We start from the raw sequence: 24,552 nt of genomic DNA on the forward strand, positions 1-24,552 counted from the left end.
GTTCCATTTGACCTATCATTTTTATTTTGCTCTGCACCTGTCTTGCCACATCCATCCAGCTCAATCTGCTCTATTTAAATAGAATTTTCCTCCCATCTAGAAGGCAATCACTACCCTATTTTTTTCATTTTAAATAAGCCTTGCCATTCTAAATATCCATACTTTTGCAAGGAAGAAAATATCCTGAATATATTAGGAGGCTTTTGGACTTTAGCAAATGCTTAAAACTAAAAAATTCACTTGAATTATTCGACTAGAGTCACAGTTTTTTTCTTTTTGCTTATATAAATAGCATTTATCCTTCTAATTTTTATATAGTTTCTACTATAAAAAACAGCCTGTATCCACAGGCTGCTTTTAGAAATTTTAACTTAGGATTTACCCTGCAATTTTGCATGATCATGCAAGACATTGGCAGCTTCGATCACAAACGCTTCCTCCTCAGGCAAGGCCGGACGGTCTTTGGCCTTCATTTTGGCACGTGTCTCAATTAAGGCATCCATAGAAGCCTGATAACTTTCCCAGTTTGGATAAGGCTTCAGACCAGTGGCGCTACGGCGTACATTTTCAGCATCCAAGGTTTGCTGCTCTATGGCCAGAAGCTCTGCCTTACGCTGTTTCAGGTCCAGCACTACACGCTTTTGCTCATCCGCTTTTTTCATAATCTGTTTACGTTGTTCCATATATTTAAACTGCGGATTCTGGTATACACGTTGCTGTGAAAGCTTAGCCAGTTCCGGTACATATTTTTGCACCACACCTTCACGTTTGAACGGAGCTGTCGGAATGGTATCCCATTTCAGGGCATTCTTCGCTTTACGCTCACCAAACTCTTCATTATAAATATCCACCAGTTTAATATCCGGAATCACCCCCTTGTTCTGGGTACTTCCCCCGGTCACCCGGTAGAATTTACGCTGGGTCAAGGTCGCCTGACCATGAGCCAGGGAATCCAGTTGCACCTGTGCAGTTCCCTTACCTGTAGTGGTACTGCCAATCACAATCCCACGCTCATAATCCTGAATCGCCGCCGAGTAGATTTCGCTGGCAGATGCAGAGGCCAGATTTACCATGACCGCCAACGGACCAGCATAGGTCTGTGCGCCGCCGTCATCATCTTCAAAAATGCTAACATTACCGTTACCATCACGAATCTGGACGACCGGACCAGACTTGATCACCTGACCTAACATACGTGCCACTTCTTCCAGCGAACCGCCCGGATTGTTACGCAGGTCAACAATGATCCCGGCTACATTTTTTGCAGCCAGCTCTTTTAAGGCTTTATTGGTGTCTTCCGAGACAGAACGATAGTCCGTTCCTGCACGACGGGCACGATAATTCAGATAGAAAGACGGGATTTCAATCACACCATATTGATAGCGTTTACCATCCCGTTGAATGTCTACCGTACGGGTTCGCACCCCGGCATCTTCTTCCTGAATGACATCACGTACCAGCGTCACATTACGCGCCTGTCCCATGGTTGCACCAGCCCCCAAAAGACGCAAGCTGACTTTGGTGCCGCGCTTACCACGAATCAGACCCACAATCTCATTGCTTGGCCAGCCAATGACATCCACCATCTGTTCGCCATTTTGCGCCACACCAATAATACGGTCACCTGATTTAACCTGACCTGACTTGCTAGCAGGACCACCTTCGACAATAGTTTCAATCTTAGTGTAATCTTCATTGCCGCGTTCAGGGCGAATTGACACCCCAATCCCTTCCAGTTGCAGGGTGGTCTGACGATTCAGCTCCATCGCATCGACTGGCGGGAAATAGTTACTGTGCGGGTCATACGTCAACATCATGGCATTAAGCGTTTTGTCGAGTACATCATCACTCTTGATCCGGCTCAAACGCTCTAACTGACGGGTATAACGTTTGGTCAGCGTCTGTGCTGGGGTCAAATCTTCCGGTCCAGTCAGATCCTGACCATTGGCCAGTTCAGGATTTTCCTTTAATGCCTTTTGCTTCGCCTGTTCTTCTTCTTTACTAATCGTCAGATTGATCAGCTGAGAAACCAGCATATTCGACCAGTGCGCGCGCTGTTCAGCCTCTGTTTTAAAGAACGGTGACTTCTCGCGGTCAGTTTCAATATAAACATTGGATTGATGCAGGTTTTGCGGTTTTTTCAGCTCTTCCAGCATGAACGTGTAGAACTGCCCCAAACGCTCACGGTATTTCTCATGAATTTCATAAGGGCCAGCCAGATTACCTGCTTTCAGACTGGCTCCAAAATTCGCTCCGAAGCGTTTTTTATAGTCTTCAACTTCAGAGGCCAGAAACAGGCTGTGATCTGCATCAAGACTATCAATATAAAAGTCCAAGATACGTTGAGAGGTCTGTGTATCCAGCCGCATATTCAAATAGTGTTGACGGTCTACCAGACTTGCCAGCTGACGAGATACCAAAGCCTGCTCTTGAGTCGGCTGGAGTACCTTGCTGACCACTTCGGTATTATTGGCAGCAATCGCATCATTTACGACATGGGTGAAAAATAATCCGCCTGTTGCAATCGCAACTGCACAAGCTAATGTTTGAAATTTCATAAATAATTCGTACTTCCTTGGCCTAAGGACCAATTTGACCGTGTTGCTTTTTGAGCAGAATCTAAAGTATTCAGCATCTTAAACAACTTAATATGTTTATGTCGTGTAGTTTTATCATATTCTGTGCTGACAAAGTGTAGCAAATCATTGCAAAATTCAGGTATTGTTTTTCTCTAAAAATTATCAAACGGATTCTTATATGATTGGCGCGTTGATGCTCGACATCGCAGGGACTACCCTCACTTCAGAAGATATTCAACTATTGACTGCACCGCAAGTCGGCGGCGTCATTTTGTTTGGTCGAAATATCGAGTCACCCGCTCAAGTCCGTGCCCTGACTGATCATATGCGCCAAGTTCGCCCGGATATTTTGATTGCCGTGGATCAGGAAGGCGGTCGGGTCCAACGCTTGAAGCAGGGCTTTACCCTGCTGCCCGCTATGGGGAAATTTGGTGAGCTTTATCAGTCAGACAGCGCCCGAGCCTTGGAACTGGCAGAAAAATGTGGCTGGCTGATGGCAACCGAAGTGCTGGCGGTCGGGATTGATTTCAGCTTCGCCCCGGTCCTGGATTTAAATGACATCAGCGATGTGATTGGTGATCGCAGTTTTGCCAAAAAGATTGAGGATATTGTTCCGCTTGCCAGCGCTTTTCTTAAAGGTATAAAACGTGCCGGTATGGCCTCAACTGGCAAGCATTTTCCGGGACATGGTTCAGTCAAGGCAGATTCACATATTGCTGCTGCCATTGATATGCGTAGCTATGAAGATATTCGCCAAAAAGATATGCAGACTTTTATCCAGTTACAGTCGCAACTGGATGCCCTCATGCCGGCTCATGTCATCTATAGTCAAGTTGACCCAAATCCGGCAGGCTTCTCCGAGTTCTGGATTCAACAGGTCTTACGTCAGGAACTTGGCTTTGACGGGGTCTTGTTCTCCGATGATTTAAGCATGCAGGCTGCCTGTGTCGCCGGAGGTGCCGATGCACGTATTCAGGCCGCATTAAAAGCTGGCTGTGATATGGGTCTGGTCTGTAATGACCGTGCTGCACAGTGTATTGCTCTTGAAGCTATTCAGGATTTACCTCTGCCAGATCAGCAGCGTTTAGAACGTATGCGCGGCAAAATTTCGGCTGTTCAGATTGGAGCAGAACTGGACTTAGGCGATGACTGGCGCATGATCCGGGATGAAATTTTAGTGTTTAAGCAACAGATGCTCTAAGACTTTTGCTGCTGCTTTAAACTCTCCAATACGATAAAGGAACACGACAAAGTGTTCCTTTTTGATTATGATGCAAGAAAACCCGCTCAATTGAGCCTCAATTAAAAAAACAATAAGGTCAGAACCCCATGACAGATGCACTTTCACAACATCGCCATATTTCGTTTACCGCACATTATACCGGCTATATCTGGTACAAAATGGGCATCTCCCATCCGGTCTTTGCCACCTCTAAAGGCAAATTTCTGGCAAAAATGGTGCATCCGCTGGAGTCTTGGGCGGAACATTATGTGGGGGGCAGTATGCGTACTACGCTCAAGCAACGCCACCAGATGATTGATGAACATCTATGTCAATTAATTCAGCAACATCCTGCTATACAGGTTCTGGAAATTGCCTCAGGCCTGTCGCCACGCAGCTGGAACTTTAGACAGAAATTCCCCCAGCTCAATTATCGCGAGCTGGATTTACCAGAGATGGCCAAAACCAAAACTGCTGCCTTGCGCCAGATTGATCAAACTGCTCCAGAAGTACTCAGCGCCGATATTTTTTCAGAAGAACTGGCTGAGGTTTTTCAGGTGTTTAACCCTGCACAGCCCTTGGTAGTCATTAGCGAAGGCCTGATCAATTATTTTGACCAGAACATGTTATTTACTCTGCTTAAAGGCATAACTGACTACGGCCAAAACTTTAGTGAAGTGCATTACTTAAGTGATATTTACCCGGAACCCATCAAAAACCGACTGGCCAACTTTATCTGGGCTTCGAGTCGTCTACTGAAATTCATGTCACGCAGTGCATTTAGCTTTCACTTTAAATCTCCACAGGAGTTGCAACAGTTTTTCCAGCAGGCCGGATTTACTCAGGTCACAGTACAACAACCACAACGTTATTTTGTCGAGCCTCATCCTGAAAATCAGGACATTCAGCAGGATGAGCATCTAGGCGATCTGGTCTGGATGGTGCATGCGGTGAAAAAAAACAGCGTTTGACCACGCTGTTTTTTATATTTTCATTTTAGCTTTTAAATGGCAGTTTCAAATACTTCAGCTTGTGACAGCATTTTTTGCGTCTGGACAAAATGTAATAAACGTTCTGCGATTTCAAAACTGCCATGCTTAAATAAGGCACGCAACTGGGTGTCATCATGTTCAAAGACCAGACATTCAATCTTGAATTCACCCTCCTCATCTTCTAAATGCAAAGCCAAATCTCGTGGATAAGCTGCTGCCTGTGCGCTCTGCCCTGATTCGAGCTGTAGCAATATCCCAAAGAAACTCATATCCACAATCTCTGCCTTGAAGGTCAGCTCAGAATGACGATGGCTAAGATAGCGCTGAGATGCCTGCACACAAATCCGCTCTTCCCCACGGCGTTCCAGTTGTTGCATCTGTTCACGGCTGAACGGAATAATTCCTTCCAGCTGATCCACAGATTCATCGCGTAAGAAGGTTGCAAATAGATTCATGGTTTCCTTACGGCGCTGTAACTGAGGCAAATGATCTGCACCCCTAATCTGTACATACTGCATATTCGGACATTGCAAGGCAAAATTGGCATTCTCATACGGCAAGGTAAAACTGTCATACTGTCCACAAGCCACCAATACCTTGCACTGGGGAATAGGTACATTGGTCAGTCTTAACAAGCGGTTGCAGTTAATATCATAGCGTTCCTGTTCGGTGGCCGTGAATTCAGACATTTGCTTAAAGAACAGGCGCTTCGCTGTAGGCGACATTCGGGTTTCATTTAAACGGGCATGATTGACCAGATATAAAATCACGGCCTGACCAAACTCCTCCATACGCTGCTCTTTCATCAGTTGCAAAGACTCTTCCAGTAGCATACGCCAGCTTTTTCGGGTCTTTTGCATAACGCCCATCAAGATCATGCGGTCTACCAGTTCAGGACGCTGATCTGCCAGACATGAAGCAACCACCGACCCCAGTGACATGCCGAGAACTGCAACTTTCGGTAACTGCATCTGTTCCAGCCATTGCCCCAGCATTCCTGCCAGAGTTTCCAGCTCCAGCGTTCCAGCCGATACACCGGTATCAACATTATTAATCTGCTGGTTAGCCCCCATAGAAGGCAGGTCGATCAGAATAATTGGACCTGCATCAAATAGTTGTTCCACACAATATTTATAGGAATTAAAGTTCTGAAAAGCGCCGCCAATAATCACCATGGGCCGCATATGTAGGGTGTCAGGCCGGGCAATGGCCATATATTCGATTTTCCAGCCCTCAATCCATGTGGTACGGGCGGGCTGTTTAAAACAGTGCTTATCATACAGATCAAAAAAACCGTAATGGTTATGCTGGTCTAATGCTTGGGCATCCATCTGGATAATGGAATTCATATTCCTCTCCTTCATCCTTGCCTTATTTTTATTGTGCAAGTCATTATTTACAGTTCTTATGTCAGGTTCATTCCGCTGAGCCTGAACACGCATCCTGCTCTTTAGTAATTTTAGGACTTCAATGTCGTTCTTCAGCATTCTATACAGAGGTGCTTTTCACAAGCAACTGATTCAATCACCACTTATCTGCTTTTAAAGCCAAAACAATTTCAAAATGTTTAGAAACAGTGAAAAGCTTATGAATTTTAAGTGCCGGGCTTCATTGTGCTGCAACAGACTGTTAATATCGAAGTGAAATTTCTGAGTGATCAACCGCTATGCAAGAGTCTATTGAACAATATATGCAAACGGTAGGACAGCAGGCACGCCAGGCTTCTCGCATTTTGGCTCGCGCGTCTACCCAAACGAAAAACAACGCATTATCAGCAATCTATACTGCTTTAGAAAATAACCAGCCAGCTATTTTGACAGCCAACCAGCTGGATATGGCCAAAGCACATAAGAACAATCTGGATAGTGCCCTGCTGGATCGCTTGGAACTCAACCCCGCACGCTTTAAAGATATGTTACAAGGCCTTAAAGATGTGATCAGTCTGGTCGACCCGATCGGTGAAATTACCGATATGGCCTATCGCCCATCCGGTATCCAGCTGGGCAAGATGCGTGTTCCTCTGGGCGTAGTCGGCATGATTTATGAATCTCGTCCGAATGTCACTCTGGAAGCAGCATCCTTGGCGCTAAAATCAGGAAATGCCATTATTTTACGCGGCGGTTCGGAAGCACTGGAATCCAACCAGGCAATTGCAGCTGCAATTCAACATGGCTTGAATGTCGCCGGTCTGCCTGAAACTGCGGTACAAGTGATCAATACCACCGACCGTGCTGCCGTGGGCCATCTGATTACCCTAACTGAATATGTGGATGTGATTGTGCCACGTGGAGGCAAAGGCCTGATTGAACGCATTACTGATGAAGCGCGTGTTCCGGTCATCAAGCATCTGGATGGCAACTGCCATGTATATGTTGAAGCACAAGCCGACCTGCAGAAAGCCCTCCCTATTGCGCTGAATGCCAAAACTCATCGCTATGGCGTCTGCAATGCCATGGAAACTTTGCTAGTCGATGAGAAAGTCGCAGAAGAGTTCCTGCCAAGAATTGCTGAGCTTTATCAGGAGAAACAGGTTGAACTGCGGGGCTGCCGTGAAACCCAGCGCATTCTGGGACAACAGGTGCATACCGCCACTGAAGAAGACTGGTATGCCGAATATCTGGGACCGATTCTGGCAATTAAAGTCGTGTCTGGCATTGAAGAAGCAATCGCGCACATCAACCAGTATGGTTCGCATCATACCGATTCAATTATTACTGAAAACTATAGTCTGGCACGTGAATTCCTGGCAGGTGTAGATTCAAGTTCTGTCATGGTGAATGCCTCTACCCGCTTTGCCGATGGGTTTGAATATGGTTTGGGTGCAGAAATCGGAATCTCAACCGATAAAATCCATGCCCGTGGCCCGGTCGGTCTGGAAGGCCTAACCTCACAAAAATGGATTGTCTTTGGTGATGGTCAGATTCGCCAATAATAAGGAAGGATGGATTCAGCCTTGTTCCTAAGGCTGAATCTGTATGACCTACAATTAAAATATTATAAGAAAACCCCCAGGTCACAATAGACAGGAATTTTTTATAAAATTGTATTTTGTCATCTTAGAACGTATTTTAAGCGCTACACTGGAAAACCATTCAGCCAAAATACGGTAATAAATAGGTTAAAGTGTTTAAAACGTTCATATTTTCAACATCATTTTATTTATAAATGAAAACTATGAGCCGATAAATTTTAATTATTATTGCTCCTTGGGTCGATAATGCTTAAGTCTAATCTGCTAAAGTCTATCTAGGACAGTAAAAAAACTAATGTTAAAACATGTTCACAGATCTATATTGCCTCGCATTTGTCAGCAAACAGATCAACCAAATGGATGAGAATTTTAATTAGAAATCGGGTAATCAGTCGTGTCTAAATCAGTATTAGTTATTAATTGTGGTTCTTCTTCAATCAAGTTTGCCTTATTGCTTGAGGAGCAAGATTTCCGTATTCATGGTTTAGCTGAGAATTTAGGCACAGAAAATGCCCGCATTAAAGGCGTGACTGTTGGTAATGAGCCTGTCGATATTCATATTCCATTTGCAGATCATAAAAAAGCACTGGAAGTCGGTCTCGAGCGTTTGGCCAACTACAAGCCGGATGCGATTGGACACCGTGTTGTCCATGGTGGCAGCCTGACTAAAGCCGAGCTGCTTACCGATGAGATTATTGAAAAAATTCGTGAAGCGACTCCACTCGCCCCGCTCCACAACCCGGCACACTTAATCGGAATTGAAGCGACTCAACGCCTGTTCCCGGATTTGCCGCAAGTTGCAGTTTTTGATACGGCTTTCCATCAAACCATGCCAGCCCATGCTTACCGTTATGCGGTACCAAAATTCCTTTATACTGAGCACGGTGTACGCCGCTATGGTTTCCATGGCACGAGCCATGCCTATGTTTCAGATCGTGGTTCTGAACTGGCAGGCAGTTTTAAGCAAGGCGGCTGGCTGACTGCACATCTGGGCAATGGTAGCTCGACCTGTGCAGTATGGAATGGTCAAAGTATTGATACGTCAATGGGCTTAACTCCGCTTGAAGGTCTGGTGATGGGCACGCGTAGTGGTGATGTCGATCCAAGTCTGCATAGCTACTTGGCTGCCAACCTGGGCTGGGATATCTATAAAATTGACAAAATGCTCAATAAAGAAAGCGGCTTGCTCGGCCTATCTGACAATCTGTCCAATGATATGCGCACCCTGATCGAAGCATCTGAAAATGGTAATGAAGATGCAACTTTGGCGATTGAAGTATTCTGCTACCGTTTAGCAAAATCTCTGGCCGCCCTAAGCTGTGGCCTACCTCGTCTGGATGGCTTGTTCTTTACCGGTGGTATTGGCGAAAACTCTGCCTATATCCGTGAAAAAACTATGGCTTACCTACCACACTTTGGCTTTAACCTAGATAAAGACAGCAACAATAACTTAAAGCGTGGCACTGAAGGTCGCATCGACAACGGAACAGGTCCACAAATCTGGGTGGTGCCAACGGATGAAGAAGCTCGCATCGCAAAAGAAACCGAAAATGTGGTTGAGCTTGAAGTAGAAAGTGCTTCTATAAAAAAGTATGAAGCTGAACCAGCGCTTGCTTAAGCAGGCGCAACCCCCTTTTATCTGATATTTACAATTGTTGATATACGTATGAAAACGATTTTACTGGTTCCGACTGGGGAAGGTGTAGGCCTAACATCTGCATGTCTGGGTTTGGTATATGCACTGGAATGTCAGGGTGTTAAGGCTGGATTTCTCAGACCTTTCACTCAGGAAGGAGCAGATACCGTAGACCGTACCACGGCGCTCTATCATCATATTTCTCAGAGTGAGACGGTTGAACCGATTAGCTATAACACGGTTCTGCAACGCTTGAGTCAGGGTGAACAGGATGAACTGCTTGAAGATGCAGTCCGTCTGCACCGCCAGATTGCCAAGCAGCATGACCTGATCATCGTGCAAGGTTTATTGCCAAATACCACTGACGGTTTTGCCGATGACCTGAATACCGCACTTGCTCAGGCTTTGGATGCCAAAGTCGTGATCGTAAGCAATGCGGATATTCAGCAGCCTTTACAAACCGCCGACAAGTTAGAACAGCAGATCCGCAATTTCGGTGGCTTAAGTTCAACACGCCTGTCCGGAATTCTGTTGATGCGCACCAAAGGCCTGTCAGAAGAATCTGCCGAGATTCCGGTTACTCTCAACCCTGCTCTGCGCCTGATTGAAGATACAGAAAAATTTGTTGCTGCGATTCAGCAGACTCATCCGCATATTGGGTGTGAAAAGCTGCCAGTCATCGGCTTGGTGCCTTTTAGCAAAACCTTGAGTGTGCCACGTATCTCAGATCTGGCTGCCCACATTTCTGCTTACTGGATCAATGAAGGTGAAGCTAAACAGCGCCGCGTTCAGCACAGCAGCCTGATTTCTGCCAATATCGAACATGAACTGCATAAATTTGTTGCAGGTGAGCTGATCATCAGTGCCTCAGACCGTGTTGATGTTCTGCTGGCAAGTAGTTTGGCCAGCAGCAATGGCATTCCTTTGGCTGGACTGGTTCTGACCGAACACTACCAGCCGAATGATCTGGTACTGGAGTTCTGCCAGACTGCGATCAAACAAGGGCTGCCGATCCTGCATACAGAATTAAGTGCCTTTGAAACCGCACAAAAGCTGACCAATCTCAGCAATGAAATTCCGGTAGATGATATTGAGCGTGCTGAACAGGTAACGCGTTTCGTTTCCAGTCATATTAATCCGGACTGGTTGAACGCCACCCTTAATGGTTCTTACAAGCCCCGTCTTTCTCCGTCTGCCTTCCGTCACGAACTGGTACAAAAATCTATTGCAGCGAAAAAACGCATTGTATTACCAGAAGGTGATGAACCACGTACGATACAGGCAGCAGCCATTTGCCAGTCACGCCATATCGCTCAGTGTATTCTTCTGGCTAAGCCAGAGTCTGTGCTTGAAGTGGCTAAAGCTCGTGGTATTGAATTACCAGATGATCTGGAAATTATTGACCCTGACCTGATCCGTGAAAATTATGTTGCCCAGATGGTCGAGCTGCGTAAAGGCAAAATCAATGAGTTGCAGGCCCGTGAGCAGTTACAAGATAGCGTGGTGCTAGGTACCATGATGCTGGCACTGGATCAGGTCGATGGTCTGGTATCTGGTGCCGTGCATACGACTGCCAATACTGTTCGTCCTGCTTTCCAGCTCATCAAGACTGCTCCAGATTACTCCCTGGTTTCTTCAGTTTTCTTCATGCTGTTACCGGATGAAGTGTATGTCTATGGTGACTGCGCAATTAACCCGGATCCAGACGCGGCACAACTGGCTGAAATTGCCATTCAGTCTGCCGACTCTGCCAAAGCATTTGGAATTGATCCGCGTATCGCGATGATTTCTTATTCTACCGGTACTTCAGGTGCAGGTGCAGAAGTTGAAAAAGTTGCTGAGGCGACCCGTATCGCTCAGGAACGCCGTCCAGATCTGCTGATTGATGGTCCATTGCAGTACGATGCTGCTTCTGTAGAAAGTGTAGGCCGTCAAAAGGCCCCAGACTCGCAAGTGGCTGGCCGCGCCAATGTATTCATTTTCCCGGATCTGAATACCGGCAATACCACTTATAAAGCCGTACAGCGTGCTGCCAATGTGGTCAGTGTAGGTCCAATGCTGCAAGGCTTGAACAAGCCGGTCAATGATCTGTCGCGTGGTGCATTAGTAGATGACATCGTGTTTACTATTGCCTTGACAGCCATTCAAGCAGATCAGCAAACCAGTCCTGCAGATTAAGTTCTACTCAGCTTTTCACACACTTTCAAGTTTTATAAAACCACCCGATTGAAAAATTGGGTGGTTTTTATTTTTCCTTTTCAATTGCATAAAAAAGTCTGCCAGTCATTGGACTGGCAGACTTGGACTTAAAAAATTAAATCGCATTCCTACTTTTAATTCTCATGCATTGAAAATTATTCACTTAACAAGTGGATAAATTCAACTTATAGCGTTTGCCATTCCTTACGCACATCTTCTGCTGTTTTATTTAGCATGATACTGTCCCCTTTAATTTCGCCTACCCAGCTCAAAGGAATCAGATGATGCTCGTTATTTTCATCATCACTTCTGGTGAGTTTAATTGAGTCCTGCCCTTCTAAATGATCTACTTTTCCGACTTGCGTGCCGCATGATGCAATTACCGAGGCATGTTCTTTGATGTCATTTACATTAATATTATTCATTCCAGTTGCCCATTAGTAAAATTAAAGAATCTTTAGTCTAAGCGCTGAGAATCCGACTATGTGTAAGGGTATTCAGGCTTTCAGTATTGATCAGTTAAGAATGTAATAGGACAAAATAGCTGTGTTTCATCACGTAAAATAATAGGATTTGAAGATTTGAAGATTTGAAGATTTGAAGATTTGAAGATTTGAAGATTTGAAGATTTGAAGATTTGAAGATTTGAAGATTTGAAGATTTGAAGATTTGAAGATTTGAAGATTTGAAGATTTGAAGATTTGAAGAAGAATAGAATACTGAGAGTATAAAATGCAAAAAGAAGATAAAGCTTAAGCTTGATCTTCTTTTTGGCCGTACATCCACGTTGCTGCGATATAAATACAAAAGCCTGCAACCATTAAGATACTTGTAGTCATGTTCAAGGTCTCCTTTTAATGCGCTCATTATGAGTCACATATATGACAGTTATATGACAAAAATGAAATATTCGAAAAATTATATTAATTGATAAAAATCAAAAACTTATGACAAAATAATTTATTTATATAAAAATAAAGCTGTAATATAAGTTTAAATATAGGCAATTTTTTTCATCATTTATGACAGTTCAGAGAGACTTTCCCGGCGAGCAGTTGCTCAAACTATAAACTTTCAGCCAATGTCCCCGCAAAATGCCCACAACCTGATCCTTTTGTCTTATAATTTAGCCCGCTAGCTATCAGCCCGCTCAAGAGATATTTGTATGACAACTATTATCAAGCAAGATGACCTGATCACATCCGTAAAAGATGCGCTTCAGTTCATTTCTTACTATCATCCACAAGACTTCATCCAAGCGATGAGCCGTGCGTACGACCGTGAAGAGAACAAGGCTGCGAAAGATGCAATCGCGCAAATTCTAATCAACTCACGCATGTGTGCAGAAGGCCATCGCCCGATCTGCCAGGATACTGGTATCGTCAACGTATTTGTTGAAGTGGGCATGGATGTTAAATTTGATTTAACCATGAGCCTGGATGATGCAATTAATGAAGGTGTACGCCAAGGTTATCTAGAAAACTCAAACGTACTGCGTGCTTCTGTATTGGCAGACCCTGCATTTGGTCGAAAGAACACCAAAGACAATACACCTGCTGTGATCTATCACAAACTTGTTCCAGGCAACAAAGTGGATATTACGGTTGCTGCAAAAGGTGGCGGTTCAGAAAACAAATCTAAACTAGCAATGCTAAACCCGTCGGATTCAATCGTGGACTGGGTACTGAAAACCGTCCCAACTATGGGTGCCGGCTGGTGTCCTCCTGGTATGCTCGGTATCGGTATTGGGGGTACTGCGGAAAAAGCCATGATGCTGGCCAAAGAAGCATTGATGGAAGAGATCAACATGGACGAATTGCTTCGTCGTGGTCCACAAAACAAACTGGAAGAGCTTCGTATCGAAATCTTCGAGAAAGTCAATGCACTTGGTATTGGCGCTCAAGGTCTGGGCGGTTTAACCACGGTGCTGGATATTAAAATCAAAGATTACCCATGTCATGCTGCGGGTAAACCGGTTGGTATGATTCCGAACTGTGCAGCAACCCGTCACGCACATTTCACCCTGGATGGTTCAGGTGTAGCACATATTCAGGCGCCTAGCCTTGAAGATTATCCATCTGTGACTTGGGATTCGTCTTCTTCTAAGCGCGTTGACCTTGACAACATCACTCAGGAAGAAATGAATTCTTGGAAACCAGGTGATACCCTGCTTCTTAACGGTACCATCTATACCGGCCGTGATGCAGCCCATAAACGTATGGTAGACATGCTGAACAATGGTGAAGAGCTTCCTGTAGATCTGAAAGGCAAGTTCATCTATTACGTAGGCCCAGTCGATCCAGTCGGTGATGAAGTCGTTGGCCCTGCTGGTCCTACTACTGCAACACGTATGGACAAATTTACGCGTCAAGTTCTTGAAGCGACTGGCATGTTTGGCATGATCGGTAAAGCGGACCGTGGTCCTGCTGCTGTTGAAGCCATCAAAGACAACAAAGCGACTTACTTAATGGCTGTTGGTGGTGCTGCGTACCTGGTGTCTAAAGCGATCCGTGAAGCGGAAGTTGTTGCTTTTGCAGACCTGGGTATGGAAGCGATCTACAAATTTGTAGTGAAAGATATGCCGGTTTCTGTGGCTGTGGACGTAAACGGTACCTCTGTACACGCCACTGCTCCAAAAATCTGGCAGGCGAAAATTGGTAAGATTCCAGTAGTTGATGCTGCTGAGGGCTAATTTAAGCTATAAAAAAAGCACCCATCTGGGTGCTTTTTTTATGAACTGATGGTATTACCAGCTACGTGGATCCCAAAGTTTAAAAGGTGCAATCAGCTGTACATCAGTTGCAGGATCATATTTAGGCATCTGAATTTTTTGGGCCTTTTTACGCACCTTGCCAGTTTTCTGGTCTTGGGCAACAAAATTAAAGCTATGTGATTTGAGCTGGGTAAATGCAATTTCATTGAGCCCTACATTGTGCGGCATGAGCATCAAAGGCCCAGACATACTGCGGCGCGTATTAAAATTTTCTTCATCATATTTAATAAAATAGGACTGTCCCGCTTCAACACTGAAATCCAGATACTTGGGTTTCTGAAAATGTAAAGCGCCTAAAGGACGACTACTACTCAAACGATAACTACCCGCCGGAAGCTCTACCCAGTAATAATGGTTGTGCAATAAACTTGGAATATGCTGCTGGTTAATAAACAGACTGGCTGCCACAATTTCCTGGCGGTTCCAGTTGGAATCTGGACGATATAAATATACGATCGCTGCATCAGCATGCTGTGGTTGAACGGTCTGGAAAGCTTGTCCCTGTTTCTGGTTGACCCAGCCGCCAATGCTCATCATACCCATACGATGCTGTTCGATAAAACCCGGCTTTTTTTCAAGATCAATATTTTTTAAAGTGCTGAGTGGCTGACTAGGCTCAACTAGGGCTTTTTTACCATGACACCCCATCAATACCAAACTGCTGATGAGTACTATTGCGACTCCACGCATGTTTATCCCTCACTGCGTTTTTCTTCTTCTTGCTTATGCAGGTGCCCTGCTTTTTTATTTTAGGCGTCCACGCCCAGATGTTGAGATTAACACTCGGGTTTAGAATTTGGAAATAAAAAACGTGCGAAAACACGAGGTTTTCGCACGTTTCTGACGAATAGCAATCAGGCAGACCGACTATTTACCACCTTTAAATCAATCTTGCTGACCGGCTCTTCCTGAGATTGGGGCTGGCGTTCCGCCCTGAATTCCGGTGCAGCCTCACCATTAATTACCGCCTCATTCACCACTACAGTGCCTACATCAGTGCGGCTTGGCAGATCATACATGGTTTCAAGGAGTGCGTTTTCCAGAATCGAACGCAGACCGCGCGCACCTGTATTTCGCTCAAGTGCTTTTTTCGCTATCCCCTGTAAGGCTGACTCTTCAAAGATCAGATCCACATCTTCCATCTCAAACAGGTGTTGATATTGACGGGTTAAGGCATTTTTTGGTTCTGTCAGAATCTGCATTAAGGCATCTTCATCCAGCTCATCCAGTGTTGCAATGACTGGCAGACGGCCAATAAATTCTGGGATCAGACCAAACTTCACCAGATCATTGGCTTCTACCTGACGGAACAGCTCCGACAGTTTTTTGGTTTCATCTTTATTACGCACTTCCGCAGTAAAACCGATACCACCTTTTTCCTGACGCTGCTGTACAATTTTCTCTAGACCCGAAAATGCACCACCACAAATAAACAGGATATTTGCAGTATCAATCTGAATGAATTCCTGCTGTGGATGCTTGCGTCCTCCTTGCGGCGGAATAGAAGCAACCGTACCCTCGATCATTTTCAGTAAAGCCTGCTGCACACCTTCACCCGATACATCACGGGTAATGGATGGGTTTTCAGATTTACGGGTAATCTTGTCGATTTCATCGATATAGATAATCCCCTTTTGTGCCTTTTCCACATCATAATCGGCTTTTTGCAAAAGCTTTTGTACAATGTTTTCAACATCTTCGCCCACATAACCTGCTTCTGTGAGGGTCGTTGCATCTGCCATGGCAAAAGGCACATCTAGAAGACGAGCAAGGGTTTGTGCCAATAAAGTTTTACCTGAACCGGTTGGACCAACCAGCAGGATATTACTCTTGGCAATTTCAATAGAGTCATCTGCTTTCTTACCATTGGTCTGTACTTTCAGACGTTTATAATGGTTATACACTGCAACAGATAAGGTCTTTTTCGCCAGATCCTGACCAATGACATATTGATCGAGCGCTGCACGGATTTCATGCGGTTTCGGTAAAGGACGGTTCGCCCAGTCATTGGTTTCGACCTGCTGACTGGTTTGAACCAAATCTAAGCATACGTCCACACATTCATTACAAATGTATGCGTCCTCGCCTGCAATCAGCTTTCCGACTTCAGACTGCGTTTTACCGCAAAATGAACAATGCTTTTGTCCTTGAGGATGTTCGGACATATTTACTCCAATATCTCAATCTGTAAAACTTATGGACGTTTAGTAAGTACTTCATCCACAAGACCGTATTCTTTCGCTTGCTGAGCAGTCATAAAGTTGTCACGGTCAGTATCACGTGCCACTTTTTCATAGTCCTGACCACTATGCTCAGCCATTAAACGGTTTAAACGTTCTTTAATGAACAGAATTTCACGTGCATGAATTTCAATATCCGAAGCTTGTCCACGGAAACCACCCAAAGGCTGGTGAATCATGACACGCGCATTTTCAAGGCAATAACGCTTGCCTTTGGTTCCGGCATTCAACAGGAACGCACCCATTGAAGCCGCCTGTCCCATACAGTAAGTCACCACATCAGGCTTGATAAACTGCATGGTGTCATAAATAGCCATACCCGCAGTGACTGAACCACCTGGCGAGTTAATATACAGGTGAATATCCTTATCTGGGTTCTCAGCTTCTAAAAACAACATTTGTGCCACAATAAGATTGGCCATGTGGTCTTCAACTTCACCTGAGAGAAAAATAACCCGCTCACGTAAAAGACGTGAATAAATATCAAAAGAACGCTCGCCACGAGAGGATTGTTCTACCACCATTGGAACTAAAGCGTTTTCGATCATTGGAACATACATACGTTTATTTATTCCTAAATTTTTGTGACTTAATCCATACTCACAATATGAGGGATAATGACTGAAATTGCAAAATATTCGCTTGCAATTCCAAGATATTTTTTGCATTAGTTTTGTGAAAAACTGAATATCAGGTGAAATTACGCTATCAAAAAAAGGCGCATAAAGCGCCTTTTTATGACCAGCTAGGATTAGCCTTGTTGACGAGCTTGCTGCTCTTTCAATAAGTCTTCATAGCTTACAGTCGTATCAGTCACTTTAGCAGATGCCAGAATGTGATCCACTACCTGATCTTCAAGTACAACTGCTTCGATTTGAGCACGTTGCTGCTGGTCATTTTTGAAGTATTCGATGACTTCGTTTGGATCTTCATAAGAAGAAGCCATATCTTCGATATACGCATCTACACGCGCTTGATCTACTTCAATTTTCGCATCAGCCAGAACCTTGCTCACCAGTATGCCAAGTTTAACTGATTTTTCAGCTTGTTCTTTGAACAGGTCATCTGGAAGCATGCTTGAATCAAATGCTTTTGCACCTTGTGCACCAAACTGCTGCGTGAACTGCTGGATCATCTGTTGACGCTGACGATCAATTTCCTGAGCAACCATTGCAGCTGGAAGTTCAACTTCGTTTGCAGCTACCAGCGCATCAAAAGTCGCACCTTTCACTTGATTACGCAGTCCATTTTTCACTTCACGTTCCATGTTTTTACGAACGTCAGCTTTTAATTTCTCTACGCCTTCTTCTGCAGAAACACCAAAGATTTCCAAGAATTCAGCATCAACTTCTGGAAGTTTTTGCTTTTCAACAAGTTTTACAGTGATTTTAAACTGAGCCTGTTTACCCGCAAGGTTTTCAGCCTGGTAGTCTTCAGGGAAAGTTACATCAATAACTTTCTCTTCGCCTTTCTTCATACCGATGATGCCATCTTCGAAGCCAGGGATCATACGGCCAGAACCCAATACCAGTTTAAAGTCTTCTGCAGAACCGCCTTCAAACTTCTCGCCGTCAATTGAACCTTCGAAATCAAAAGTCACCTGCATGTCTTTTTTCGCCATGCCTTTTGTTTCAGCCCAAGAAGCACGTTGTTTTTGCAGGTTTTCCAGCATAGTGTCAACGTCTTTGTCATTGACTTCAGACGCTTTACGTTCAACTTCCAGGCCTTCGAATTTCACTTCAACTTCTGGATAAACTTCAACAGTTGCTTCATATACTAAAGCATCATCTTTCATCTCAGTTTTTTCGATATTTGGCATACCAACAGCATTGATTTTTTCTTGCTGGATCGCTTCAAATACTGTATCACGAATAATGTCGTTTACAACTTCCTGATAGATACCTGCACCGTATTCACGACGAACCACGTTCACAGGCACTTTACCTGGACGGAAGCCGTTGATCTTCGCAGTTTTAGCAGTACGTTTTAAACGAGCTTCAAATTGCTCATTAATACGGCTCGTCGGTACAGAAACATTTAAACGACGGGCAACGCCCGAAACCGCTTCAGAAGTTACTTGCATGGCTTCCTCTATATATTTGGTAATAACAGGTTTATAAAAAAATGTGCCACATTATATGACAACCTTAAAGGATATACAAAAAATACGCTCTTTTTCTAATTTTTTTAATTTATCTTCCCTGCCTCTCTTTTTTTCAAAGCGCTTTCTTCTTTTGTAACTTGCCTAAAGTTAATTATTTATTTTTATTGCAAATGATAAACATTCTTATTAATATTCTCTATCGAATTTGATACAAAACTCTACACTCTCTCAAACTGGAATTTTGGTTATGCATACTTTTACTCTTCGTCCTCTTGTTGGAGCCATTCTGGGAGTCACCGCAACTTCGATTGTTGCACAGACTACTCAGGAAGCTGCTCCAACAACTACACATCAGCTGTCAACAATTGTGGTTTCAGCATCGGGTTTTGAACAAGAGCTTAAGAATGCACCAGCATCCATTAGTGTAGTGACAAAAGAAGATATTGAAAAGAAAAATGCGACCAGTATTGCTGATTTGTTGGCAGATGTTCCTGGTATCGATGTTCGTAATGGTGTGGGTAAAACCGGCGGCCTAAATGTCAGCATGCGTGGAATGGGAGCTGATGACACACTTATCTTAATTGATGGCCGTCGTCAAACAACTGCCAATGATAACATTATGCCAAATGGCTTCGCTGAAGCAGCTACAAGTTTTATGCCTCCTCTTTCAGCGATTGAACGTATTGAAGTCATCCGTGGTCCAATGTCTACCCTATATGGTTCAGATGCCATGGGTGGTGTGATTAACATCATTACTAAAAAAGTATCAGATGAATGGAATGGCAACATTACTGTCAGCGGTAATGTTATGGAAAATAATGCCGAAGCGGACTCTTGGAAAACCAGCTTCTTACTCAATGGTCCACTTGTAAATGAAAAATTAGGTCTGCAACTACGTGGTTCATATTTAGATCGTCAAAAATCTGAACGTATTGGTGAGGGAACTTCTCGTGATCCACGCCCAACAACTGCTGAAAACTACGATGTCGGTGCAAAACTGACTTTCCAAGCCGATAGTCAAAATTCCCTGTGGTTAGACGGCTTTCAATCCTCGCAAACCTATGACAATGCTGATAACCGTTTAGGTACACAAGACACTCCCCAAAAAGCCAGTGGTTACAAAGATGAGCTTGAGTTTTCGCGCAATCAAGTGGCTGTAGGTCATGAAGGTGATTATAGTTTTGGTCTGTGGAAAACGTATATTAGTCACTCAGAAACCGAAACAGAAGGAAGAACCTTACCAAGCGATGCTTTCCCTAAAGGTAGCTCTGACCCACGCATTGGTTCTGACCGTACTTTAAAAAGTACTGATCTTGTGGCGGATAGCCATATAATTTCACAGCTTGGCGACCATAAAGTTACGAGTGGTTTAGAATTTAAGAAATCAGAAATTGAAGACAATATTGCTCATCACATTACGGGTAAAAATAAATTCGATAAAAACTCTTGGGCTATTTATGCAGAAGATGAATGGCGACTTACTGATCAGTTAGGACTAACATTTGGTGGTCGCTATGAAGATCATTCAGGCTTTGGAGGACACTTTAGCCCTCGAGCTTACTTAGTATGGAATACCAACGATATTTTAACCATTAAAGGTGGTATTACTACAGGATACAAAGCTCCTAGTGCTAAAGATCTTGAAAATGGTCTCGTTAATATGAGTGGTCAAGGTGAAACCTATGTTTTTGGTAATCCAAACTTAAAACCTGAGACCTCTACCAACTACGAACTCGGTTTTAATCTACAGCCGAACGACCAAATTAATTTCACAGCTACAGCATTTTATAATCAAATTGAAGATGCCATCATAAGCAACGATATTAGTGATCAAGCAATTTGTCCTGTGGATGAATGTTCGCAAGAGATCAATGCCCAAGAAGCTAAAGTGTATGGCGCTGAGGCTAGTTTACAATATACGATCTTACCTGAGTGGGATCTCAAAGCCTCTTATACATACACTAAGAGTGAAGTGACAGATGGTGAAAACGAAGGTTTGTACTACAATAACAACCCTCGCGATGCCTTCAACCTGACCTCCACGTGGCATATTAATCCAGCACTTGATGTTTGGCTGCAACATGAATATAAATCAAGTCGTACACGCTTCTCAAGCATACCAACTTCAGGTGACAACTTTGAAATTTATAAAATGTATGGTAATAAATTCGCCGGATATAACTTATTTAATTTAGGTACAAGTTATACTGTGAATGATCAGTTGCGTCTGAATATGGCTGTAAATAACTTATTAGATAAAGATTTTACAGAACATAAGACAGTCAATGATGTAACAGGTTATAAGTATTTATCAACTGGCCGTAGTACATCTGGTACCTACCTTCCAGGCCGCAACTACTGGTTATCTATTTCATATGACTTCTAATATTTAATTGATATTTCTTATAAAAAAACCCTGCTTAATGTAGGGTTTTTTTATAATTTTCAAAATTTTTCTTAAAACCAACGCAGATCTAAATAAGTATTATTATCAATTAAATTAAAAGAAACTATCAGATTTTTCAATTTTTATAAAATACATATACTTAACAACAAGTCGTTTATTTATTTAATTTACTTTTCTATTGGTCTGTTTTTTATTATCGTTAATACCAATCTTACAAATATAGAAGTGATAATAATAATTACTATCATCTTCAAACCCAAATCAAGATAATTTTTTTAGCATGACATACATAAAAACACGCAAAAAGATCGTTTCCTCCGCGATTGCCTCTTCTTTGTCAATTGTAGCCGCGCAGGCAATGGCGGATGAAAATATCATCAAGCTTGAGACAATTCACCAAGAAGTGAAAGCTGAACAAGCGCCCAGCTTTAAAGTAAACCAATCTGCAAACAGCAAATTTGTAGCGCCTTTAATCGACACTCCCAAATCCGTATCAGTCATTTCTAAACAACTGATTGCCGATACGCAGGTAACTACTTTAGCTGATGCACTTCGTACAGTTCCTGGGATTACCTTGGGTGCAGGTGAAGGTGGCAATCCGAATGGTGACCGTCCGTTTATCCGGGGTTATAACTCTGAAAGTTCGATGTATGTAGACGGCGTGCGTAATGCGACTTCTCAAAACCGTGAAATGTTTGCGGTAGAACAAGTTGAAGTGACCAAAGGTTCTGCTTCTGCCATGGGCGGTGCAGGCACCACTGGCGGCAGCATTAACATGATTTCTAAAGTCGCTAAAGCGGGCGATTTTCTAGAAGGCTCAGTTGCTGGCGGTACAGATAATTATCAACGTATTACTTTAGATGGTAACAAAGACTTTGGTAATGGTATTGCGGCACGTGTTGCCGTGATGGGACATCAGAATGAAAAAGCCGGTCAAAAAGACGGTGCTGAATATAAACGTGTAGGTATTGCGCCAAGTATTGTATTTGGTCTGGACACCCCTACCCGTGCTACTTTAAGTTATTACTACTTAAAGTCTGATGATACACCTGATTCAGGTGTGCCTTATAACAATCCATTTGCTGCAACGAGTGCAAATGCAGGATTAAATGGCAACGGTAAGCCTATTGATGTTCAACAAGGTCAATACTACGGTTGGAAAGATCGTGACTTCCAGAAACAGGAAAATCAGATTGGCACGCTTAAATTAGAACACGATCTAACGGATAATCTAACCATTTCCAATACGACTGTTTTTAATAAGTCAACAAATGATTATCTATGGACAAATCCAGATGATTCTAAAGGTAATATTTATGACACAACAACAGGCGCATTAACTGGCGACGTCTGGGCACGTGTAAACTCACGTGTCGCCAATACTGAGACTTTTACCGATCAATTGGCTTTAATCGGTAAATTTAATACTGGCATGTTTAAACATAGTTTTAACTTGGGTGCCGAATATTCAGATCAGGAAACTGACCGTACGCAATATATTATTGACGGTCTAAATACTACAGGTAGCGTACATAATGCGTGTACGCCTGACGATCTCAGTTCAGGCTGGTGTACTTCAGTTCAAAATCCTGATCGCGGTCCTTGGACCGGCTCAATAAGTACAGATGGTGCAGACCGATACAATACGCAAACCAAGTCGACTTCTGTGTACTTCCTGGACAGTATTGAATTGAATCCACAATGGCTGCTAGATTTGGGTTTACGCTGGGATGACTACGCGACTAAGCAAACCATGCTTGCGGGTCGTTTTAATGCCAATAATCCGGAAGGAACCATAGTTAAACTGAAAAATGATAAAGACTTTATCAATTATCAGGCTGGTTTAACGTTCAAGCCTGTAGAAAATGGTTCAATTTATGCCAGTTATGCAACTTCTACCAACCCGGTGGGTGTCGATGGTGGTGATGGTTCTGAAGGCATTACATCAGCAATTCAAAACTTAAACCCAGAAGAAGTCCGCACCATGGAGTTAGGGAGCAAATGGGATGTCTTGAATGACAAGCTTAATTTGACCGCAGCCATTTTCCGTACCGAGAAAACCAATACTCGCGCCCCAGTAGAAGATGGCACCACACGCAACATTGGTGATACCCGGGTAGATGGTATTGAGCTTGGCTTAAATGGCAACATTACTGACAAATGGGCTGTTTCGGCAGGCTACACCTATTTAGACAGTGAAATTGTCGATGATGGCACCGCAACCAATGAGGGAAATCAAGTTCAAAACGTAGCAAAAAATTCAGCCACCTTGTGGACCACCTACCAAATATTACCACAGCTAAGCTTGGGTGCTGGCGCAGTTGCGATGGATAAAGTCTATGGGAATGCAGCCAATACCAAGTGGGTTCCAGGCTATGTGCGTTACGATGCCATGGCACGTTATCACGTGAACCAGAATGTTGACTTACAATTGAATGTCAACAACCTGACCGATGAGCGTTATTTCACTAAAGCTTATGCCTCTCACTATGCAACCGAAGCAGAAGGCCGTAGTGCCGTGCTTTCTCTGAACTTCAAATACTAATTAAATCGGACTCGCATAGCTCTAGCATTGGGGCTATGCTCACTCAAACAAAATTATTCAGGTATTTTTCGTGCTGCATCATATTCCAAATGTATTGAGCAAAGAGCAGGTACAGTATTTCCGCAAAGAAATGGCTCAAGTTGAATGGGTCAATGGCAAAGTGACTGCTGGCACACTGTCTGCTAGCGTCAAACAGAATCAGCAATTGCCTGAAGATCATCCCCTGACTCAGCACTTAAGTACGATTATTCTGGAAGCCTTGGGCCAGCATCCTTTATTTCTATCCGCTGCGATCCCGCTGGATATTATTCCTCCTCTGTTTAACCGCTATGAAAATAATGAAGCTTTCGGTTTCCATGTCGACAATTCGATCCGCCGTATTCGTGGCAGCAACGAGCGGCTTAGAACCGATTTATCCTGTACGGTTTTTTTAAGTGAGCCGGAAGAATATCAAGGTGGTGAACTGGTGGTCGAAGACACCTATGGCTATCATGAAGTCAAACTTCCCGCTGGCGATATGATTCTGTATCCGTCGACCAGCTTGCATGAAGTGACGCCGGTCACTTCTGGCAGCCGGGTCGCTTCATTCTTTTGGGTACAAAGCATGATTCGGGATGATGCAGAGCGCCATATGCTGTTTAATCTGGATCAGAGTATTCAAAATCTGAGAATAGAACTAGGTGATCAGCACGCCGAGGTCATGAAACTGACCAATCTGTATCATAACCTGATACGCAAATGGGCTGAGCTTTAGGCCCACCTAAGGCGAGTCCAGCAAGCTATAAAGCACCCTAGTCTTTTATTTTTCAAACTGATTCAGTAAAATATTAGCCAGACTGATAGAATCAAAGAAAAACCCACAACAATAAAAGCCAATAATAAAA

16 protein-coding genes are annotated in these 24,552 nt (G+C 43.6%); 9 read left to right on the forward strand and 7 right to left on the reverse strand.

Going from position 1 to position 24,552, the window contains the following annotated elements; genetic code table 11:
* Positions 1-371: 371 nt before the first annotated feature.
* Positions 372-2,558: a carboxy terminal-processing peptidase gene (locus E2K74_RS07860; RefSeq protein WP_151206991.1), complete on the reverse strand. Its 2,187-nt coding sequence runs from the start codon at positions 2,556-2,558 to the stop codon at positions 372-374.
* Positions 2,559-2,757: 199 nt separating this feature from the next.
* On the opposite strand from E2K74_RS07860, the gene nagZ reads away from it, so the two are divergent.
* Together nagZ and E2K74_RS07870 are read left to right on the forward strand one after the other, a co-directional pair.
* Positions 2,758-3,780: a beta-N-acetylhexosaminidase gene (nagZ, locus tag E2K74_RS07865; RefSeq protein ID WP_151206992.1), complete on the forward strand. Its 1,023-nt coding sequence runs from the start codon at positions 2,758-2,760 to the stop codon at positions 3,778-3,780.
* 128 nt (positions 3,781-3,908) lie between these two features.
* Positions 3,909-4,772: a class I SAM-dependent methyltransferase gene (locus E2K74_RS07870; RefSeq protein WP_151206993.1), complete on the forward strand. Its 864-nt coding sequence runs from the start codon at positions 3,909-3,911 to the stop codon at positions 4,770-4,772.
* A 32-nt stretch (positions 4,773-4,804) separates the two neighbouring features.
* On the opposite strand, the gene E2K74_RS07875 is transcribed toward E2K74_RS07870, so the two are convergent.
* Complete coding sequence (locus E2K74_RS07875; RefSeq protein ID WP_151206994.1) at positions 4,805-6,142, reverse strand: alpha/beta fold hydrolase; 1,338 nt, start codon at positions 6,140-6,142, stop codon at positions 4,805-4,807.
* 317 nt (positions 6,143-6,459) lie between these two features.
* On the opposite strand from E2K74_RS07875, the gene E2K74_RS07880 reads away from it, so the two are divergent.
* The 3 genes from E2K74_RS07880 to pta all read left to right on the forward strand — a co-directional run bounded on the left by E2K74_RS07880 (position 6,460) and on the right by pta (position 11,578).
* Positions 6,460-7,725: a glutamate-5-semialdehyde dehydrogenase gene (locus tag E2K74_RS07880; RefSeq protein ID WP_151206995.1), complete on the forward strand. Its 1,266-nt coding sequence runs from the start codon at positions 6,460-6,462 to the stop codon at positions 7,723-7,725.
* A gap of 433 nt (positions 7,726-8,158) precedes the next feature.
* A complete protein-coding gene (locus E2K74_RS07885) occupies positions 8,159-9,382 on the forward strand; it encodes an acetate/propionate family kinase (protein ID WP_151203369.1) in 1,224 nt (407 codons plus the stop codon).
* Positions 9,383-9,430: 48 nt separating this feature from the next.
* Entirely contained in the window at positions 9,431-11,578 is a 2,148-nt protein-coding gene (gene pta, locus E2K74_RS07890) for a phosphate acetyltransferase (RefSeq protein WP_151206996.1), read from the forward strand.
* Positions 11,579-11,784: 206 nt separating this feature from the next.
* On the opposite strand, the gene E2K74_RS07895 is transcribed toward pta, so the two are convergent.
* Entirely contained in the window at positions 11,785-12,024 is a 240-nt protein-coding gene (locus E2K74_RS07895) for a DUF2171 domain-containing protein (protein ID WP_151206997.1), read from the reverse strand.
* Positions 12,025-12,764: 740 nt separating this feature from the next.
* Here E2K74_RS07895 and E2K74_RS07900 point away from each other — a divergent pair.
* Positions 12,765-14,291 carry a fumarate hydratase gene (locus E2K74_RS07900; RefSeq protein WP_151203366.1) on the forward strand — a complete coding sequence of 509 codons (1,527 nt, stop codon included), beginning with the start codon at positions 12,765-12,767 and terminating at the stop codon, positions 14,289-14,291.
* A gap of 54 nt (positions 14,292-14,345) precedes the next feature.
* Here the strand turns inward: E2K74_RS07900 and E2K74_RS07905 are convergent, their stop codons facing one another.
* The 4 genes from E2K74_RS07905 to tig all read right to left on the reverse strand — a co-directional run bounded on the left by E2K74_RS07905 (position 14,346) and on the right by tig (position 18,695).
* Positions 14,346-15,062, reverse strand: coding sequence for a DUF2846 domain-containing protein (locus tag E2K74_RS07905; protein WP_151203365.1), 717 nt, complete (start codon positions 15,060-15,062; stop codon positions 14,346-14,348).
* Positions 15,063-15,226: 164 nt separating this feature from the next.
* Positions 15,227-16,537 (reverse strand): ATP-dependent protease ATP-binding subunit ClpX, encoded by a 1,311-nt coding sequence (clpX, locus tag E2K74_RS07910; protein WP_151206998.1) that lies wholly within the window; start codon positions 16,535-16,537, stop codon positions 15,227-15,229.
* 29 nt (positions 16,538-16,566) lie between these two features.
* Positions 16,567-17,172, reverse strand: coding sequence for an ATP-dependent Clp endopeptidase proteolytic subunit ClpP (gene clpP / locus E2K74_RS07915; protein ID WP_151203363.1), 606 nt, complete (start codon positions 17,170-17,172; stop codon positions 16,567-16,569).
* Positions 17,173-17,363: 191 nt separating this feature from the next.
* Positions 17,364-18,695, reverse strand: coding sequence for a trigger factor (gene tig, locus E2K74_RS07920; RefSeq protein WP_151203362.1), 1,332 nt, complete (start codon positions 18,693-18,695; stop codon positions 17,364-17,366).
* Positions 18,696-18,963: 268 nt separating this feature from the next.
* Between tig and E2K74_RS07925 the strand changes: the two genes are divergently transcribed.
* The 3 genes from E2K74_RS07925 to E2K74_RS07935 all read left to right on the forward strand — a co-directional run bounded on the left by E2K74_RS07925 (position 18,964) and on the right by E2K74_RS07935 (position 24,422).
* The gene (locus tag E2K74_RS07925) at positions 18,964-21,102 is read left to right on the forward strand and encodes a TonB-dependent receptor domain-containing protein (protein WP_151206999.1); all 2,139 of its coding nucleotides are present in this window, start codon (positions 18,964-18,966) and stop codon (positions 21,100-21,102) included.
* Between the two features lie 301 nt (positions 21,103-21,403).
* Positions 21,404-23,668: a TonB-dependent receptor gene (locus E2K74_RS07930; protein ID WP_151207000.1), complete on the forward strand. Its 2,265-nt coding sequence runs from the start codon at positions 21,404-21,406 to the stop codon at positions 23,666-23,668.
* A 70-nt stretch (positions 23,669-23,738) separates the two neighbouring features.
* Complete coding sequence (locus E2K74_RS07935) at positions 23,739-24,422, forward strand: Fe2+-dependent dioxygenase (protein ID WP_151207001.1); 684 nt, start codon at positions 23,739-23,741, stop codon at positions 24,420-24,422.
* Positions 24,423-24,552: the final 130 nt, after the last annotated feature.

Origin of the sequence: Acinetobacter sp. RF15B (assembly GCF_007558235.1) — a bacterium.
In the GTDB taxonomy this organism is placed as follows: Bacteria; Pseudomonadota; Gammaproteobacteria; order Pseudomonadales; family Moraxellaceae; genus Acinetobacter; species Acinetobacter lwoffii_C.